Origin of the sequence: Pseudomonas saudimassiliensis, from assembly GCF_000939975.1 — a bacterium.
Lineage (GTDB): Bacteria > Pseudomonadota > Gammaproteobacteria > Pseudomonadales > Pseudomonadaceae > Halopseudomonas > Halopseudomonas saudimassiliensis.
Genome location: NZ_LK391969.1, coordinates 164,903 through 178,362 on the forward strand (window position 1 = coordinate 164,903; position 13,460 = coordinate 178,362).

Genomic DNA, 13,460 nt, shown 5'->3' on the forward strand with positions numbered 1-13,460 from the left:
TTACCTTGTGCGCTGTTCAAGCCATTGAGAGACAACCAGAAACAGGATCAGCATGCCTCATTCCACCGAGCTTTTACAAACGGAAGGCATGGCCAAGGTAGACGTCCCGCACCAGCTGGTTGGCAAGCACCTCCTCGGCACCGCCCTCGGCGATGATATGGCCGTCGTTGACGATGTAGGCCTTGTCACAGATATCCAGGGTCTCACGCACGTTATGGTCGGTGATGAGCACGCCGATGCCCTTGTCCTTGAGGTGCTGGATGATCTGCTTGATATCGTTCACCGAGATCGGGTCGACGCCGGCGAAGGGCTCGTCCAGCAGAATGAACTGCGGATCGGTAGCCAGGGCCCGGGCAATCTCCGCGCGGCGGCGCTCGCCGCCAGACAGGCTCATGCCGGCACTGTCGCGCAGATGATGGATATGAAACTCGCGCAGCAGCGAATCAAGCTTGCCTTCGCGCCCCTTGCGGTTCAGGTCCTTGCGGGTTTCCAGCACCGCCATGATGTTGTCGGCCACGCTGAGCTTGCGGAAGATGGACGCTTCCTGGGGCAGGTAACCGATGCCCTGGCGCGCCCGGCCGTGCATCGGCAGGCGGGTCACATCCTGGCCGTTGATCAGGATGTTGCCCTGGTCGGCCTTGACCAGGCCGACGATCATGTAGAAACAGGTGGTCTTGCCGGCGCCGTTGGGGCCGAGCAGGCCGACTACCTCGCCGCTGTTGATCGACAGGGAGACATCCTGCACGACCTTGCGGGTTTTATAGGCCTTGGCCAGGTGGCGGGCTTCAAGTTTCGTCATTGGTGGCCGGCTCGGTACGCTTGCGTGGCTGGATGATGATTTCAATGCGTTCGGCGTTATCGCCTTCGCTGGCATCGGCGCGGCCGGCATCCACGACCTGGCGGCTGATGTCGTAGCTGACGCGCTGACCCTGGAAGGTATTGCCGCCCTGTTCGAGGAAGGCCTGGTCGATCAGCACCACGCGGTCGTCGGCGGCATGGTATTCGATGGTCTGGGCGCGGGCGTCCACGGGGTTGCCGTCGGCCTCGGGTTGCTGGCGGTAGGTGGCCGGCGAGCCCACGGAGACGACCTTGCTGACGTCACCGGCATCATTGGTGGTCAGCGTCACGCGGTTGCCGGTCAGGCGCATGCTGCCCTGGGTAATGATGACGTTGCCGGTATAGACGGCGGTGCTGCGGCGGTCATCCAGGGTGGCGGCATTGGCCTGGATGCGGATCGGCTGGTTGGCATCGTCGGGCAGGGCCAGGGCCGGCGCGGCCGCGCCGGTCAGCAGGGCCAGGCAGATGAGTCTAAAGCGCGTCATGTTCGCCTCTTACGTTGGACAGCAACTTGATGCGGCCGTCGTTGAAATTCGCTTCCATACCGGTGGCTGTGGTCACGCCATTGGCGGCCTCGATTCTGACACTCCGGTCGGTCTCGGCAAAATGCCGGTCGGGGAAGATGCTCAGCGCCGGGGTCGACAGGCGCCGCACCGGCTGGCCTTCCACTTGCTGTTCGATCACCACATTCTGGCGAAGATTCACCTGATCGCCGCCCGCACTGACTTCGCCATAACGGGCCTGCACATCCCAGGGCTGCTGCTCGCCTTCGCGGTAGTACAGCAGTTTGGGATCATCCAGCTCGGTCACGTCATCGCCTACCTGGTGGGCTGCGCGTACGCTGGTCAGGTCGTACACCGGCTGGCCCTGCTCGTTGAGCTGGCGGATCCGCGCATTCTCCATGAAGAAGTCAGGCTGCAGCGGGTCCGGGATCACCTGGGGCGTGAAAGTGGCCGGGCGGATGTTCCAGTAGCCCACCGCCAATGCCAGTGCCACGGCGAGCAGAACGATGCCGCCGGTCACGAGATAGCGGGGGATCTTCACAGGTAGGCAGCCTGGGCGCTGTCCAGGGTGCCCTGGGCGCGCATGATGAGTTCGCAGAATTCCCGCGCCGCGCCGGCGCCCCCGGCATGGGTGGTCACCCCATGGGCGTGCTGGCGCACGAAGGTATCGGCGGTGGCCACCGCCATCCCCAGCCCCACGCGGCGCATGACCGGGAGGTCCGGCAGATCATCACCGAGAAAGGCGATCTGCTCCATCTCCACCGGCACCTTGGCGCGCAGTTCAGCCAGGGCGGTGAGCTTGTCTTCGCGGCCCTGGATCAGGTGCTGGATGCCGAGGTTGGCGGCGCGACGTTCCACCAGTGGGGACTTGCGGCCACTGATGATGGCGGTTTCCACACCGGAGGCGATCAGCAGCTTGATGCCGTGGCCGTCCAGGGTATTGAAGGACTTGAACTCGGTGCCGTCGGGCATGAAGTACAGCCGCCCGTCGGTAAGCACGCCGTCCACATCGAAGATCGCCAGACGAATGTTGCGTGCCCGTTCCAGCAATGTCAGATCCGTGTTCATACCACCCCCGCTCTGAGCAGGTCGTGCATGTTGAGCGCACCGACCGGTTTACCGTCGCCGTCCACCACGAACAGCCCACTGATCTTGCCGTCCTCCATGATCTTCAGCGCCTCGGCCGCCAGCACACCCTGGCGGGCGGTCTTGCAGCGCGGCGTCATCACCTGCTCGATGGGAGCGCTGCGGATGTCGATGTCCTGATCCAGGGTGCGGCGCAAGTCGCCGTCCGTGAAGATGCCGGCGAGCCGCCCTTCGGTATCGGTGATGCCGGTCAGGCCCAGGCCCTTGCGGGTCATTTCCAGCAGTGCATCGCGTAGCGGGGTGTCGGGCGATACCAGGGGCATCTGCGGACCGCTGTGCATGATGTCGTCGACCAGCAACAGCAGGCGGCGGCCGAGACTGCCACCGGGATGCGAGAAGGCGAAATCCTCGGCGCTGAAGCCGCGGGCTTCGAGCAGCGCGATGGCCAGGGCGTCACCCATGACCAGGGCCGTGGTGGTGCTGGAAGTGGGTGCCAGGTTCAAGGGGCAGGCTTCCTGCTCGACGCCGGTGTTGAGGTTGGCGACGGCGGCCTTGGCCAGGGTGGAGTCGGGATTGCCGGTAATGCTGATCAGCGGGATGCCGAGGCGCTTGATCAGCGGCAGCAGGGTGACCACTTCGGCGGTATTGCCCGAGTTGGACAGGGCGATGACCACATCCTGGGCGGTGATCATGCCCATATCGCCATGACTGGCTTCGCCGGGATGGACGAAAAACGCCGGCGAGCCGGTGCTGGCCAGGGTAGCGGCGATCTTGCGGCCGACATGCCCCGATTTGCCCATGCCGGTCACGACGATGCGCCCGGGGCACTGGATGAGGGTGGCGCAGGCGGTGTCGAAGTGGCCTTCGAGCCGGGTGAGCAGGCTGTCGACGGCATCACGTTCCATACGGATGGTGCGCTGCGCTGAAGCGGTGTAATCGAATTCGGGCATGGGCTCGGCTATCTGGTTTCAGTCAGCGCTGAGTATAACGGTTTGTTGTGATCAGCTCATCTGTGATGTTCCGGCGGGATTAGGCGAAGCGCTGAAACAATTGAAAACCATGCAGCTTGGGATGCCTCGGTGGAACTGATATATTACCCCGTTCATTTTTTCCGTCATTGCGCCGGTAACTGGTAAGGCCGCCCATAACTATGCCCGAATCATCGGATTTCATCGTCGACCTGCAGCAGGTAACCTTCACGCGGGGTGAGCGGACTATTTTCCGTAATGTGGATATCCGGATTCCCCGCGGCAAGATTACCGGCATCATGGGCCCATCGGGCTGTGGCAAGACGACGCTGCTGCGCCTGATCGGGGCGCAACTGCGCCCTGACAGCGGTGCCATCCTGGTCAATGGCCAGAACATTCCCGCGCTCGGGCGCGAAGAGCTGTTTGCTGCCCGCGAGCACATGGGCATGCTGTTCCAGAGCGGAGCGCTGTTCACTGATCTGAACGTATTCGAGAACGTCGCCTTCCCGCTGCGGGTGCATACCCAGTTGCCGGAGGACATGATCCGCGACATCGTGCTGCTGAAGCTGCAGGCCGTGGGGCTGCGCGGTGCGACCGGGCTGATGCCGGACGAGCTGTCCGGCGGCATGAAGCGCCGGGTTGCCCTGGCCCGCGCCATCGCCCTGGACCCTGAGCTGATGATGTACGACGAACCTTTCGTCGGCCAGGACCCGATTTCCATGGGGGTGCTGGTGCGGCTGATCCGGCTGCTCAACGACGCCCTGGGGCTGACCAGCATCGTGGTCTCCCACGACCTGGCGGAAACCGCCAGCATCGCCGACTACCTCTATGTGGTGGGCGATGGCCAGGTGCTGGGGCAGGGCGCGCCGGATGAGCTGATGAACTCCGATAACCCGCGCATCCGCCAGTTCATGCAGGGCGAGCCGGACGGCCCGGTGCCATTCCATTTTCCTGCCACCGACTTTATGGGTGAGCTGTTGCAGAAGGAGCGCAAGGCGTGAGCACCATTGCAGATCGGGTAGCGCTGCTGGGCCGGTCGGGCCTGGACCTGGTTGCTGCCATCGGCCGCTCCGGCATTTTTCTCTACCAGGCGCTGACCGGGCGCTCCAACTTCGGCAACCCCTTCGGCCTGCTGCTCAAGCAGCTGTATGCCGTGGGCGTGCTGTCGCTGGCGATCATTATCGTGTCCGGGGTGTTCATCGGCATGGTGCTGGCGCTGCAGGGCTACAACATTCTCAAGGACTACGGCTCCGAGCAGGCGGTCGGCCAGATGGTCGCGCTGTCGCTGCTGCGCGAACTCGGGCCGGTGGTCACCGCGCTGCTGTTCGCTGGCCGTGCCGGTTCGGCGTTGACCGCCGAGATCGGCCTGATGAAGGCCACCGAGCAGTTGTCGAGCCTGGAAATGATCGGCGTCGACCCGCTGAAATACATTGTTGCGCCGCGCCTGTGGGCGGGCTTCATCTCCCTGCCGCTGCTGTCGCTGATCTTCTGCGTGGTCGGTATCTGGGGTGGCGCCATGGTCGCGGTGGACTGGCTGGGCGTCTATTCCGGCTCCTACTGGTCCAACATGCAGAACTCGGTACTGTTCAGTGCGGACGTACTCAATGGCCTGATCAAGGCCCTGGTATTCGCCGTTGTGGTGACCTGGATCGCGGTCTTCCAGGGTTATGACTGCGAGCCGACGTCCGAAGGCATCAGCCGGGCCACCACCCGCACTGTTGTCTATGCCTCCCTGGCCGTACTGGGCCTGGATTTCATTCTCACCGCTTTGATGTTTTGATCAGCCAAGGAAACTGCCATGCGCACCCGTAAACTGGAATTGACTGTCGGCCTGTTCATCCTGGCTGGATTGCTGGCCGTGGTGATACTGGCCGTGCGGGTCAGCGGCCTGACCCTGAGCACCAGCGGGGACAGCTATACCGTATATGCCCACTTCGATAACGTGTCCGGCCTGACTGCCCGCTCCAAGGTGACCATGGCGGGCGTGACCATCGGTCAGGTCAAACGCATCACCTTCGACAAGAACCGGTACACCGGCCTGGTCGAGATGGCCATCAATGCCGATGTGGACACCCTGCCGGCGGACAGCACGGCCTCGATCGTGACCGCTGGTCTGCTGGGTGAAAAATACATCGGCATCTCTGTAGGCGGTGATGAGCTGGTACTGGAGGATGGTGACGAGATTCTCGATACCCAATCGGCGCTGGTGCTCGAGGAACTGATCGGCCGCTTCTTGCTCAACACCGTCAGCAAAGATGACTAACAGGAGAGAATTTATGCGCAATGTCATGACCTGGGGCCTGGCCCTGTTACTGAGCATGCCGCTGCTGGCCCACGCCGCCGCAGCCACTCCCCAGCAGGTAGTGGAAGATACCTCCGTGCGGGTCATGGAAGTGCTGGACGCCAACCGCGACCTGTACAAGCAGGATTCCAATGCGTTTCTTGAAGGGCTCAACGAGATCCTCGACCCGGTGGTCGACTTCCACGGTATTGCCCGCAGCGTGATGACGGTGCGTTACAGCCGCAGCGCCACGGACGAACAGATGGAGCGGTTCATCGACACCTTCAAGCGCAGCATGGTCGAGTTCTATGGCAATGCCCTGCTGGAATTCAACAGCGGCAAGATCAATGTCCTGCCGCCGGCCAAGGGCTCCCAGCAGACCGACCAGCGCGCCAGCGTGGATATGGAAGTGCAGGCCAACGACGGCAATGTCTACAAGGTGACCTACACCATGGCCAATATCGACGGCCAGTGGAAGGTGCGCAACGTGATCGTCGAGGGCATCAATATCGGTCTGCTGTTCCGTGACCAGTTTGCCCAGGCCATGCAGACCCATCGCAATGACCTGGACGCGGTCATCGACAACTGGGGTGGGGTGGTTGCCAAGTCCCGGGAAATCGTCGAAGAAGAGACCGGCGAGTGACCGCGCGCTGGGTACCGGAGGGCGAGCAGCTGCGGCTGGAGGGCGAGCTGGATTTTGTCAGCGCCATCCCGGTGCGCGAGGCGCTCGATACCTACCTGGCCGCTTCCGCGGGCAAGCAGGTCACCCTCGACCTGTCAGGCGTGACCCGCGTCAACAGCGTCGGTCTGTCACTGCTGCTGGCTGCCGCCCGCGCGGCGCAACAGAGCAAGGTCCAGTTGCAGACCATCGGACTGCCAGCCGGCCTGTTGAGCATGGCGGCGGTCTGTGGCCTGGACGACTGGCTGGAAACACTTTCTGCCAGCAATGGCAGCACAACGGAGATACCCCATGCAGGCCAGTGAAGTGAAGAATCTGCTGGAGCAGCAGTTGCCCAATACCCAGGTGGAAGTAGACGGCGAGGGCTGTAACTTCCAGCTGTTGCTGATCAGCGACGAATTGGCGGCGCTGTCGCCGGTCAAGCGTCAGCAACAGGTCTATGCGCTGCTCAACGGCCCGATTGCCGACGGCAGCATCCATGCGGTCACCATGAAATTTTTTACCCGTGAGGCCTGGGCTAACCGGTAAGCGGACCCAGCACAAGAGAACCCGTATGGACAAATTGATGATCACCGGCGGTAACCGCCTGGATGGCGAGATCCGCATTTCCGGCGCCAAGAACTCGGCCCTGCCGATCCTGGCGGCGACCCTGCTGGCCGACGAAGCCGTCACTATCTGCAACCTGCCGCACCTGCACGACATTACCACCATGATCGAGTTGTTCGGTCGCATGGGTGTGCAACCGGTGGTGGGTGACAAGCTCAACGTCGAAGTGAACCCGACCAGTATCACCACCCTGGTCGCGCCCTACGAGCTGGTAAAAACCATGCGCGCCTCCATTCTGGTGCTGGGACCCATGGTCGCGCATTTCGGCTACGCCGAAGTGGCCCTGCCCGGCGGCTGCGCCATCGGCTCGCGGCCGGTGGATCTGCACATCCGCGGTCTCGAGGCCATGGGCGCCGAGATCACCGTGGAAGGCGGCTATATCAAGGCCCGCGCGCCGGAAGGCGGCCTGCGTGGCGCGCACTACTTCTTCGATACCGTGAGTGTGACCGGTACCGAGAATATCCTCATGGCGGCCACCCTGGCCCGCGGCCAGACCGTGATCCAGAACGCCGCGCGCGAGCCTGAAGTGGTGGACCTGGCGGAATGCCTGATCGCCATGGGCGCGCAGATCCAGGGTCACGGCACCGATACCATCACCATCGACGGCGTCAAGCGCCTGCACGGTGCTACCTACTCGGTCATGCCCGATCGCATCGAAACCGGCACCTTCCTGGTGGCCGGCGCCGCCACCCGCGGCCGCGTCAAGCTCAAGGATACCGATCCGTCGATCCTCGAAGCCGTGTTGCTGAAGCTGGAAGAAGCCGGTGCGCAGATCGATACCGGTAAGAACTGGGTAAGTCTGGACATGAAGGGCAACCGCGCCCGCGCGGTGAACCTGCGTACCGCGCCGTATCCCGCGTTCCCGACCGATATGCAGGCCCAGTTCATGGCGATGAACGCCGTGGCCGAAGGGACCGGCACCGTGATCGAGACCGTGTTCGAGAACCGTTTCATGCACGTGCAGGAAATGGGTCGCATGGGTGCGCAGATCCAGGTGGAGGGCAACACCGCCATCATCACCGGGGTCGAGAAGCTCAAGGGCGCACCGGTCATGGCCACCGACCTGCGAGCCTCCGCCAGCCTGGTGATTGCAGCCCTGTGGGCCGACGGCGATACCCTGGTCGACCGCATCTACCACATCGATCGCGGTTACGAATGTATTGAAGAAAAGCTGCAGATGCTGGGTGCCGCCATCCGCCGCGTTTCTGCTTGAGAGGGTTTACATGAGCAATAGCCTGACTATCGCCCTGTCCAAGGGCCGCATCCTGGACGACACCCTGCCGCTGCTCAAGCTGGCGGGTATCGAGCCGGTGGAAGACCTGGACAAGAGCCGTAAGCTGATCTTCAGTACCAGCGATCCGGACGTGCGTCTGCTGATCGTGCGCGCCACCGACGTGCCGACCTATGTCGAGCAGGGCGCCGCCGATCTGGGCGTGGCGGGCAAGGATGTCCTCATGGAATACGGCAGCCAGGGGCTGTACGAGCCGCTGGACCTGAAGATTGCCAATTGCCGGCTGATGACCGCCGGCCCGGTGGATACGCCCGAGCCCAAGGGGCGCCTGCGGGTGGCGACCAAGTTCGTCAATGTCGCCCGTCGTTACTATGCCGAGCAGGGCCGCCAGGTGGAGCTGATCAAGCTGTATGGCTCCATGGAGCTTGCGCCGCTGGTGGGGTTGGCCGACAAGATCATCGACGTGGTCGATACCGGCAACACCCTCAAGGCCAACGGCCTGGAGCCGCAGGAATTGATTGCTCACATCAGTTCGCGGCTGATCGTCAACAAGGCCTCGATGAAAATGAAGCACGCCCGTATCAAGGCGTTGATTGACCTGCTGGCCGAGGCCGTTGAGCGTCGCGCCAACTGAAGTACCTACCTGACCACTTTGAGGAATTCACCATGAACACGCCGTTGAAAATCGCCCGTCTGGATGTCAATCAGGCTGATTTCAACCATCATCTCGACGGTTTGCTGGCGTGGGAAGGGGTGTCCGACAAGGCGGTCAATGAGCGGGTCGAGGAAATCATCGCCGCTGTGCGCCAGCGCGGTGACGCGGCGGTGGTCGAATACACTGCCCGGTTCGACGGTCTCAAGGTCGCCAGCATGGCTGACCTGACCCTGGACCGGGCACGCCTGGAACTGGCGCTGGAGCGCATCACCACCGAACAGCGCCAGGCGCTGGAAGTGGCAGCCGAGCGGGTGCGGGTCTACCACGAGCATCAGCGCCAGGCGTCCTGGCGCTATACCGAGGCCGATGGCACCGTGCTGGGTCAGCAGGTTACCCCGCTGGACCGGGTTGGCCTGTATGTGCCGGGCGGCAAGGCGTCCTACCCGTCCTCGGTGCTGATGAATGCCATTCCGGCCAAGGTCGCTGGCGTACCGGAAGTGGTCATGGTGGTGCCGACCCCACGGGGCGAGATCAACGAGCTGGTCCTGGCCGCGGCCTGCCTGGCCGGCGTTGACCGGGTGTTCACCGTGGGCGGTGCCCAGGCCGTCGCTGCGCTGGCCTATGGCACTGAGAGCATCCCAGGTGTGGACAAGATTGTCGGCCCGGGCAATATCTATGTGGCCACGGCCAAGCGTGCGGTGTTCGGCAAGGTCGGCATCGACATGATCGCCGGGCCCTCGGAAATCCTGGTGATCTGCGACGGTCAGACCGACCCCGACTGGATCGCCATGGACTTGTTCTCCCAGGCCGAGCATGACGAAGACGCCCAGGCCATCCTGCTGTCGCCGGATGGGCAGTTCCTCGATGCGGTGGAAGCCAGCTTGAACAAGCTGCTCGGCACCCTGGAGCGCAGCGATATGGTGCGCATCTCCCTGGAAAGCCGTGGCGCGCTGATCAAGGTTGACAGTCTGGAGCAGGCCTGCGAAGTGTCCAACCGCATCGCGCCCGAACACCTGGAATTGTCGGTGGCTGACCCCGATGCCATGCTGCCGCAGATCCGCCACGCTGGCGCCATCTTCATGGGCCGCTTCACCCCTGAGGCGCTGGGCGACTACTGCGCCGGCCCGAACCACGTACTGCCGACCTCCGGCACCGCCCGGTTCTCGTCTCCGCTGGGAGTCTATGACTTCCAGAAACGTTCCTCGGTCATCTTCTGCTCCCCAGAAGGCGCCTCGGAATTGGCGAAGACGGCCTCGGTGCTGGCCCGTGGCGAAAGCCTTACTGCCCATGCACGCAGTGCGGAATACCGGATAGCAGCGGCCCCAAGCGACAAGCCATAAGCTGTAGGAGCGTCGCCTCGGCGCGCTGGCCCGCGCAGCGGGCCCTTCGGCTCCAGCTAAAAGCGTATAGCCTGCCGTCGAAGGCTCCCAACCTTGAACCACCCGTTTTCTGGAGTACTACCGTGAGTCGTTTCTGGAGCCCCTTTGTAAAGGATCTGGTGCCCTACGTGCCGGGCGAGCAGCCCAAGCTGGATAACCTGATCAAGCTCAATACCAACGAGAACCCCTATGGCCCGTCGCCTGAGGTGGTCGAGGCGATTCGCGGCCAGCTGGATGCCAGCCTGCGGCTGTACCCCGCGCCCAATGCGGACCAGTTGAAGGAGCAGATCGCCCGTTACTATGGCGTGACCGCAGCCCAGGTGTTCGTCGGCAACGGTTCTGACGAAGTGCTGGCGCATATCTTCCATGGTCTGTTCCAGCACGGCCGGCCGGTGCTGATGCCGGATATCAGCTACAGTTTCTACCCGGTCTACTGCGGGCTCTACGGGATCGAGGCGAAGGCCCTGCCGCTGGCAGAGGATTTCAGTATCCGCCCCGAGGATTACCAGGGCGAGAACGGCGGCATCATCTTCCCCAACCCCAACGCGCCCACTGGCATGCTGTTGCCGCTGGCCGGTATCGAGCAGATTCTCCAGGCCAACCCGGATTCGGTGGTGGTGGTCGATGAGGCCTATATCGATTTCGGCGGCGAGACGGCCGTTGCCCTGGTGGATCGCTACCCGAACCTGCTGGTCACCCAGACGCTGTCCAAGTCACGTTCACTGGCCGGTCTGCGGGTAGGCCTGGCAGTCGGTCACCCGGATCTGATCGAGGCGCTTGAGCGAATCAAGAACAGCTTCAACTCCTATCCGCTGGATCGCCTGGCGATTGTCGGGGCGACCGCTGCTTTCGCCGACCAGGCCTATTTCGAGCAGACTCGCCAGGCGGTGATAAGCAGTCGCGATGCCTTGACCAAGGGGCTGGTGGAGCGGGGCTTCCAGGTATTACCGTCGGCGGCCAACTTCGTGCTGGCCCGCCACCCAGGGTACGACGCCGCGGAACTGGCCGCCGGCCTGCGGGCGCAGCGGGTGATAGTGCGGCACTTCCGCCAGCCGCGTATCGAGCAGTTCCTGCGGATTACCGTGGGTACGCCGGAGCAGAATCAGGCGCTGCTGCTGGCGCTCGATACGCTGATCGACTGAGGGGCTTGCGCCCCGTCAGGAGCCGAAGGTGGGCCGCACGCCCACCTCGGCCGTGAAGCTCATTGGTTCGCCATTGCGCAGCACCTCGAGCTCGACCGTGGAACCGGGCTTGGCCCGGGCCACCTGATTCATTGCATGACGGCCATGGACAATGGCCTTGTCATCAATCCGCAAGATCACATCCCCCGGCCGCAGACCGGCGCTCCAGGCCGGACCGTTACGGTACAGGCCGGAAACTACGATGCCTTCGGTCTGGACCAGGCCGAAGGATTCCGCCAGGTCGCTGGTCAGCGGCTGAACCTCCACGCCCAGCCAGCCGCGGATGACCCGGCCACGCTCGATGATCTCTTCCATGACATCAACGGCCAGATGCGCAGGGATGGCGAAGCCGATGCCCTGGGAGCCGCCGGACTGGGAAAAAATGGCAGTATTGATGCCGATCAGGCGGCCGTGGGCGTCAATCAGCGCGCCGCCGGAGTTGCCCTGGTTGATAGCCGCGTCAGTCTGGATGAAGTCCTCGTAGGTGTTGAGGCCCAGCTGGTTGCGGCCGGTGGCACTGATAATACCCATGGTCACCGTCTGGCCCAGGCCAAAGGGGTTGCCGATGGCCATGACCACATCGCCTGTCGCGGGCTGCTCTTCCGGAGTGATGGTCGCGGCGGGCAGGTCCGGCAGATCGATCTTGAGTACCGCCAGGTCGGTCTCCGGGTCGGTGCCGATCAGTTTGGCGATGGCTTCACGGCCGTCGCGCAGGGCGATAAGAATTTCGTCGGCATCGGCGACGACGTGGTTATTGGTCAAAAGGTAACCGTCGCTGCGCAGGATGACCGCCGACCCGAGGCTGGATTGCCGCCGCGCTGGCGCAGGCAGGGTGTCGGCATAGTCGCGCAGGGTCGAATCGCCGAAGGGCGCATTATCGCGGCTGGGGATCTGCTTGGTGGTGAAGATATTGGCCACTGCGGGTGCTGCCTTGGCTACTGCCTCGCTATAAGACACCACCCCGCCGCTGCTGCTGGGCAAGGCAAGCGCGGCGGGTATCGCGGCAGAATTCGCCGGGAAGCCAAGCCAGTGCGGAAATTGCTGCATGATGAGCAATGCTATTAACAGGCCGCATACGGCAGGCCAGCCCAGATTGCGCAGAAACTCTTTCATCGGGACACCTGAAGTGCGGTCATGTTGAATTAATCACAGGCCGCCATTATAGAGAGATTTAAGCCAATGTGCAGATACGTATTGAACTCTTGTATCCATGTGCAACAGATACAGAGATGCCGTTTTCCATTGAAGGGAGAGTCAAAATGACACAATGTCTGGAACTGGTTACCTACTGCAATAACCTGCTGGAAAGCGGAGCTTTCAGCGATTACTGCCCCAATGGTCTGCAAGTGGAAGGGCGTAGCGAAGTAAAACGTGTGGTTACCGGGGTGACGGCCAGCCAGGCGCTCATCGAAGCGGCCGCTGCTAAGGGGGCAGATATGCTGCTGGTGCACCACGGTTATTTCTGGAAAGGCGAGGCGGCTCCCGTTACCGGATTGAAGCAGCGGCGAATCAAGGCGCTGCTCGAACACGGCATCAACCTGGTGGCCTATCATCTGCCCCTCGACGCCCATGCGAAGTTGGGCAACAACGTTCAGTTGGCCCAGTTACTGGGTTGGCATATCACCGGCGGGCTCGAGCCAACCAATCCCCGTTCCATCGGCCTGCAGGGCGAGTTGAGCGAAGCGGTCAGCGGCGCCGAACTGGCCCAGCAATTGAACGTCGCGCTGGGCCGCGAGCCGCTGTTCATCAATGGCCACGGCCGCCCGGTCAAGCGTATCGCCTGGTGCACCGGCGCGGCGCAAGGCTACATCGAGAAAGCCGTGGCGCTGGGAGTCGATGCCTTCATCACCGGGGAAGTATCCGAGCCCACCATTCATATCGCGCGGGAATGCGGAATCAATTTCTACGCTGCCGGCCATCATGCCACCGAGCGTTACGGGGTCAAGGCGCTGGGCGATCATCTGGCTGAGCAGTTCGGCATCGAGCACCAGTTCATCGACATCGACAATCCGGTTTGAGCTGAACCGGCGCGCATATGCTTATAACTTAAAGGT

17 protein-coding genes are annotated in these 13,460 nt (G+C 62.8%); 11 read left to right on the top strand and 6 right to left on the bottom strand.

Annotated elements, in window-relative coordinates:
• Positions 1-73: 73 nt before the first annotated feature.
• From lptB to VG99_RS00840, 5 genes are read right to left on the bottom strand one after another with little or no spacing between them, the layout of a single operon-like run.
• Positions 74-799 (bottom strand): LPS export ABC transporter ATP-binding protein, encoded by a 726-nt coding sequence (gene lptB, locus VG99_RS00820; protein ID WP_044497767.1) that lies wholly within the window; start codon positions 797-799, stop codon positions 74-76.
• Positions 786-1,322, bottom strand: coding sequence for a lipopolysaccharide transport periplasmic protein LptA (gene lptA / locus VG99_RS00825; RefSeq protein WP_044497769.1), 537 nt, complete (start codon positions 1,320-1,322; stop codon positions 786-788). Before lptA ends, lptB begins: the two co-directional genes overlap by 14 nt.
• Entirely contained in the window at positions 1,309-1,881 is a 573-nt protein-coding gene (lptC, locus tag VG99_RS00830) for an LPS export ABC transporter periplasmic protein LptC (protein WP_052508643.1), read from the bottom strand. The genes lptA and lptC overlap by 14 nt, the downstream gene beginning before the upstream one ends.
• Complete coding sequence (locus VG99_RS00835; RefSeq protein ID WP_044497771.1) at positions 1,878-2,408, bottom strand: KdsC family phosphatase; 531 nt, start codon at positions 2,406-2,408, stop codon at positions 1,878-1,880. Before VG99_RS00835 ends, lptC begins: the two co-directional genes overlap by 4 nt.
• Positions 2,405-3,376, bottom strand: coding sequence for a KpsF/GutQ family sugar-phosphate isomerase (locus VG99_RS00840; protein WP_044497773.1), 972 nt, complete (start codon positions 3,374-3,376; stop codon positions 2,405-2,407). The genes VG99_RS00835 and VG99_RS00840 overlap by 4 nt, the downstream gene beginning before the upstream one ends.
• 200 nt (positions 3,377-3,576) lie before the next feature.
• On the opposite strand from VG99_RS00840, the gene VG99_RS00845 reads away from it, so the two are divergent.
• The 10 genes from VG99_RS00845 (at position 3,577) to hisC (ending at position 11,367) form a co-directional block, all read left to right on the top strand.
• Positions 3,577-4,395 (top strand): ATP-binding cassette domain-containing protein, encoded by an 819-nt coding sequence (locus tag VG99_RS00845; protein ID WP_044497776.1) that lies wholly within the window; start codon positions 3,577-3,579, stop codon positions 4,393-4,395.
• Complete coding sequence (gene mlaE, locus VG99_RS00850) at positions 4,392-5,174, top strand: lipid asymmetry maintenance ABC transporter permease subunit MlaE (protein ID WP_044497778.1); 783 nt, start codon at positions 4,392-4,394, stop codon at positions 5,172-5,174. Before VG99_RS00845 ends, mlaE begins: the two co-directional genes overlap by 4 nt.
• 18 nt (positions 5,175-5,192) lie before the next feature.
• Entirely contained in the window at positions 5,193-5,657 is a 465-nt protein-coding gene (gene mlaD, locus VG99_RS00855; RefSeq protein WP_044497779.1) for an outer membrane lipid asymmetry maintenance protein MlaD, read from the top strand.
• A gap of 13 nt (positions 5,658-5,670) precedes the next feature.
• On the top strand, positions 5,671-6,318 hold the full coding sequence (locus tag VG99_RS00860; RefSeq protein ID WP_044497781.1) for an MlaC/ttg2D family ABC transporter substrate-binding protein: 648 nt from the start codon (positions 5,671-5,673) through the stop codon (positions 6,316-6,318).
• A complete protein-coding gene (locus VG99_RS00865) occupies positions 6,315-6,659 on the top strand; it encodes an STAS domain-containing protein (RefSeq protein ID WP_044497783.1) in 345 nt (114 codons plus the stop codon). Before VG99_RS00860 ends, VG99_RS00865 begins: the two co-directional genes overlap by 4 nt.
• Positions 6,646-6,882: a BolA family protein gene (locus tag VG99_RS00870; RefSeq protein ID WP_044497785.1), complete on the top strand. Its 237-nt coding sequence runs from the start codon at positions 6,646-6,648 to the stop codon at positions 6,880-6,882. The genes VG99_RS00865 and VG99_RS00870 overlap by 14 nt, the downstream gene beginning before the upstream one ends.
• A gap of 25 nt (positions 6,883-6,907) precedes the next feature.
• Complete coding sequence (gene murA / locus VG99_RS00875) at positions 6,908-8,173, top strand: UDP-N-acetylglucosamine 1-carboxyvinyltransferase (RefSeq protein WP_044497789.1); 1,266 nt, start codon at positions 6,908-6,910, stop codon at positions 8,171-8,173.
• A gap of 10 nt (positions 8,174-8,183) precedes the next feature.
• Positions 8,184-8,825, top strand: a complete 642-nt coding sequence (hisG, locus tag VG99_RS00880; RefSeq protein ID WP_044497790.1) for an ATP phosphoribosyltransferase — start codon at positions 8,184-8,186, stop codon at positions 8,823-8,825.
• A gap of 32 nt (positions 8,826-8,857) precedes the next feature.
• Positions 8,858-10,186: a histidinol dehydrogenase gene (hisD, locus tag VG99_RS00885; RefSeq protein WP_044497791.1), complete on the top strand. Its 1,329-nt coding sequence runs from the start codon at positions 8,858-8,860 to the stop codon at positions 10,184-10,186.
• Between the two features lie 122 nt (positions 10,187-10,308).
• On the top strand, positions 10,309-11,367 hold the full coding sequence (gene hisC / locus VG99_RS00890; protein WP_044497792.1) for a histidinol-phosphate transaminase: 1,059 nt from the start codon (positions 10,309-10,311) through the stop codon (positions 11,365-11,367).
• A 15-nt stretch (positions 11,368-11,382) separates the two neighbouring features.
• Here hisC and VG99_RS00895 read toward each other — a convergent pair whose 3' ends face one another.
• The gene (locus tag VG99_RS00895) at positions 11,383-12,519 is read right to left on the bottom strand and encodes a S1C family serine protease (RefSeq protein WP_044497793.1); all 1,137 of its coding nucleotides are present in this window, start codon (positions 12,517-12,519) and stop codon (positions 11,383-11,385) included.
• Between the two features lie 146 nt (positions 12,520-12,665).
• On the opposite strand from VG99_RS00895, the gene VG99_RS00900 reads away from it, so the two are divergent.
• On the top strand, positions 12,666-13,424 hold the full coding sequence (locus tag VG99_RS00900) for a Nif3-like dinuclear metal center hexameric protein (protein ID WP_044497794.1): 759 nt from the start codon (positions 12,666-12,668) through the stop codon (positions 13,422-13,424).
• Positions 13,425-13,460 lie beyond the last annotated feature (36 nt).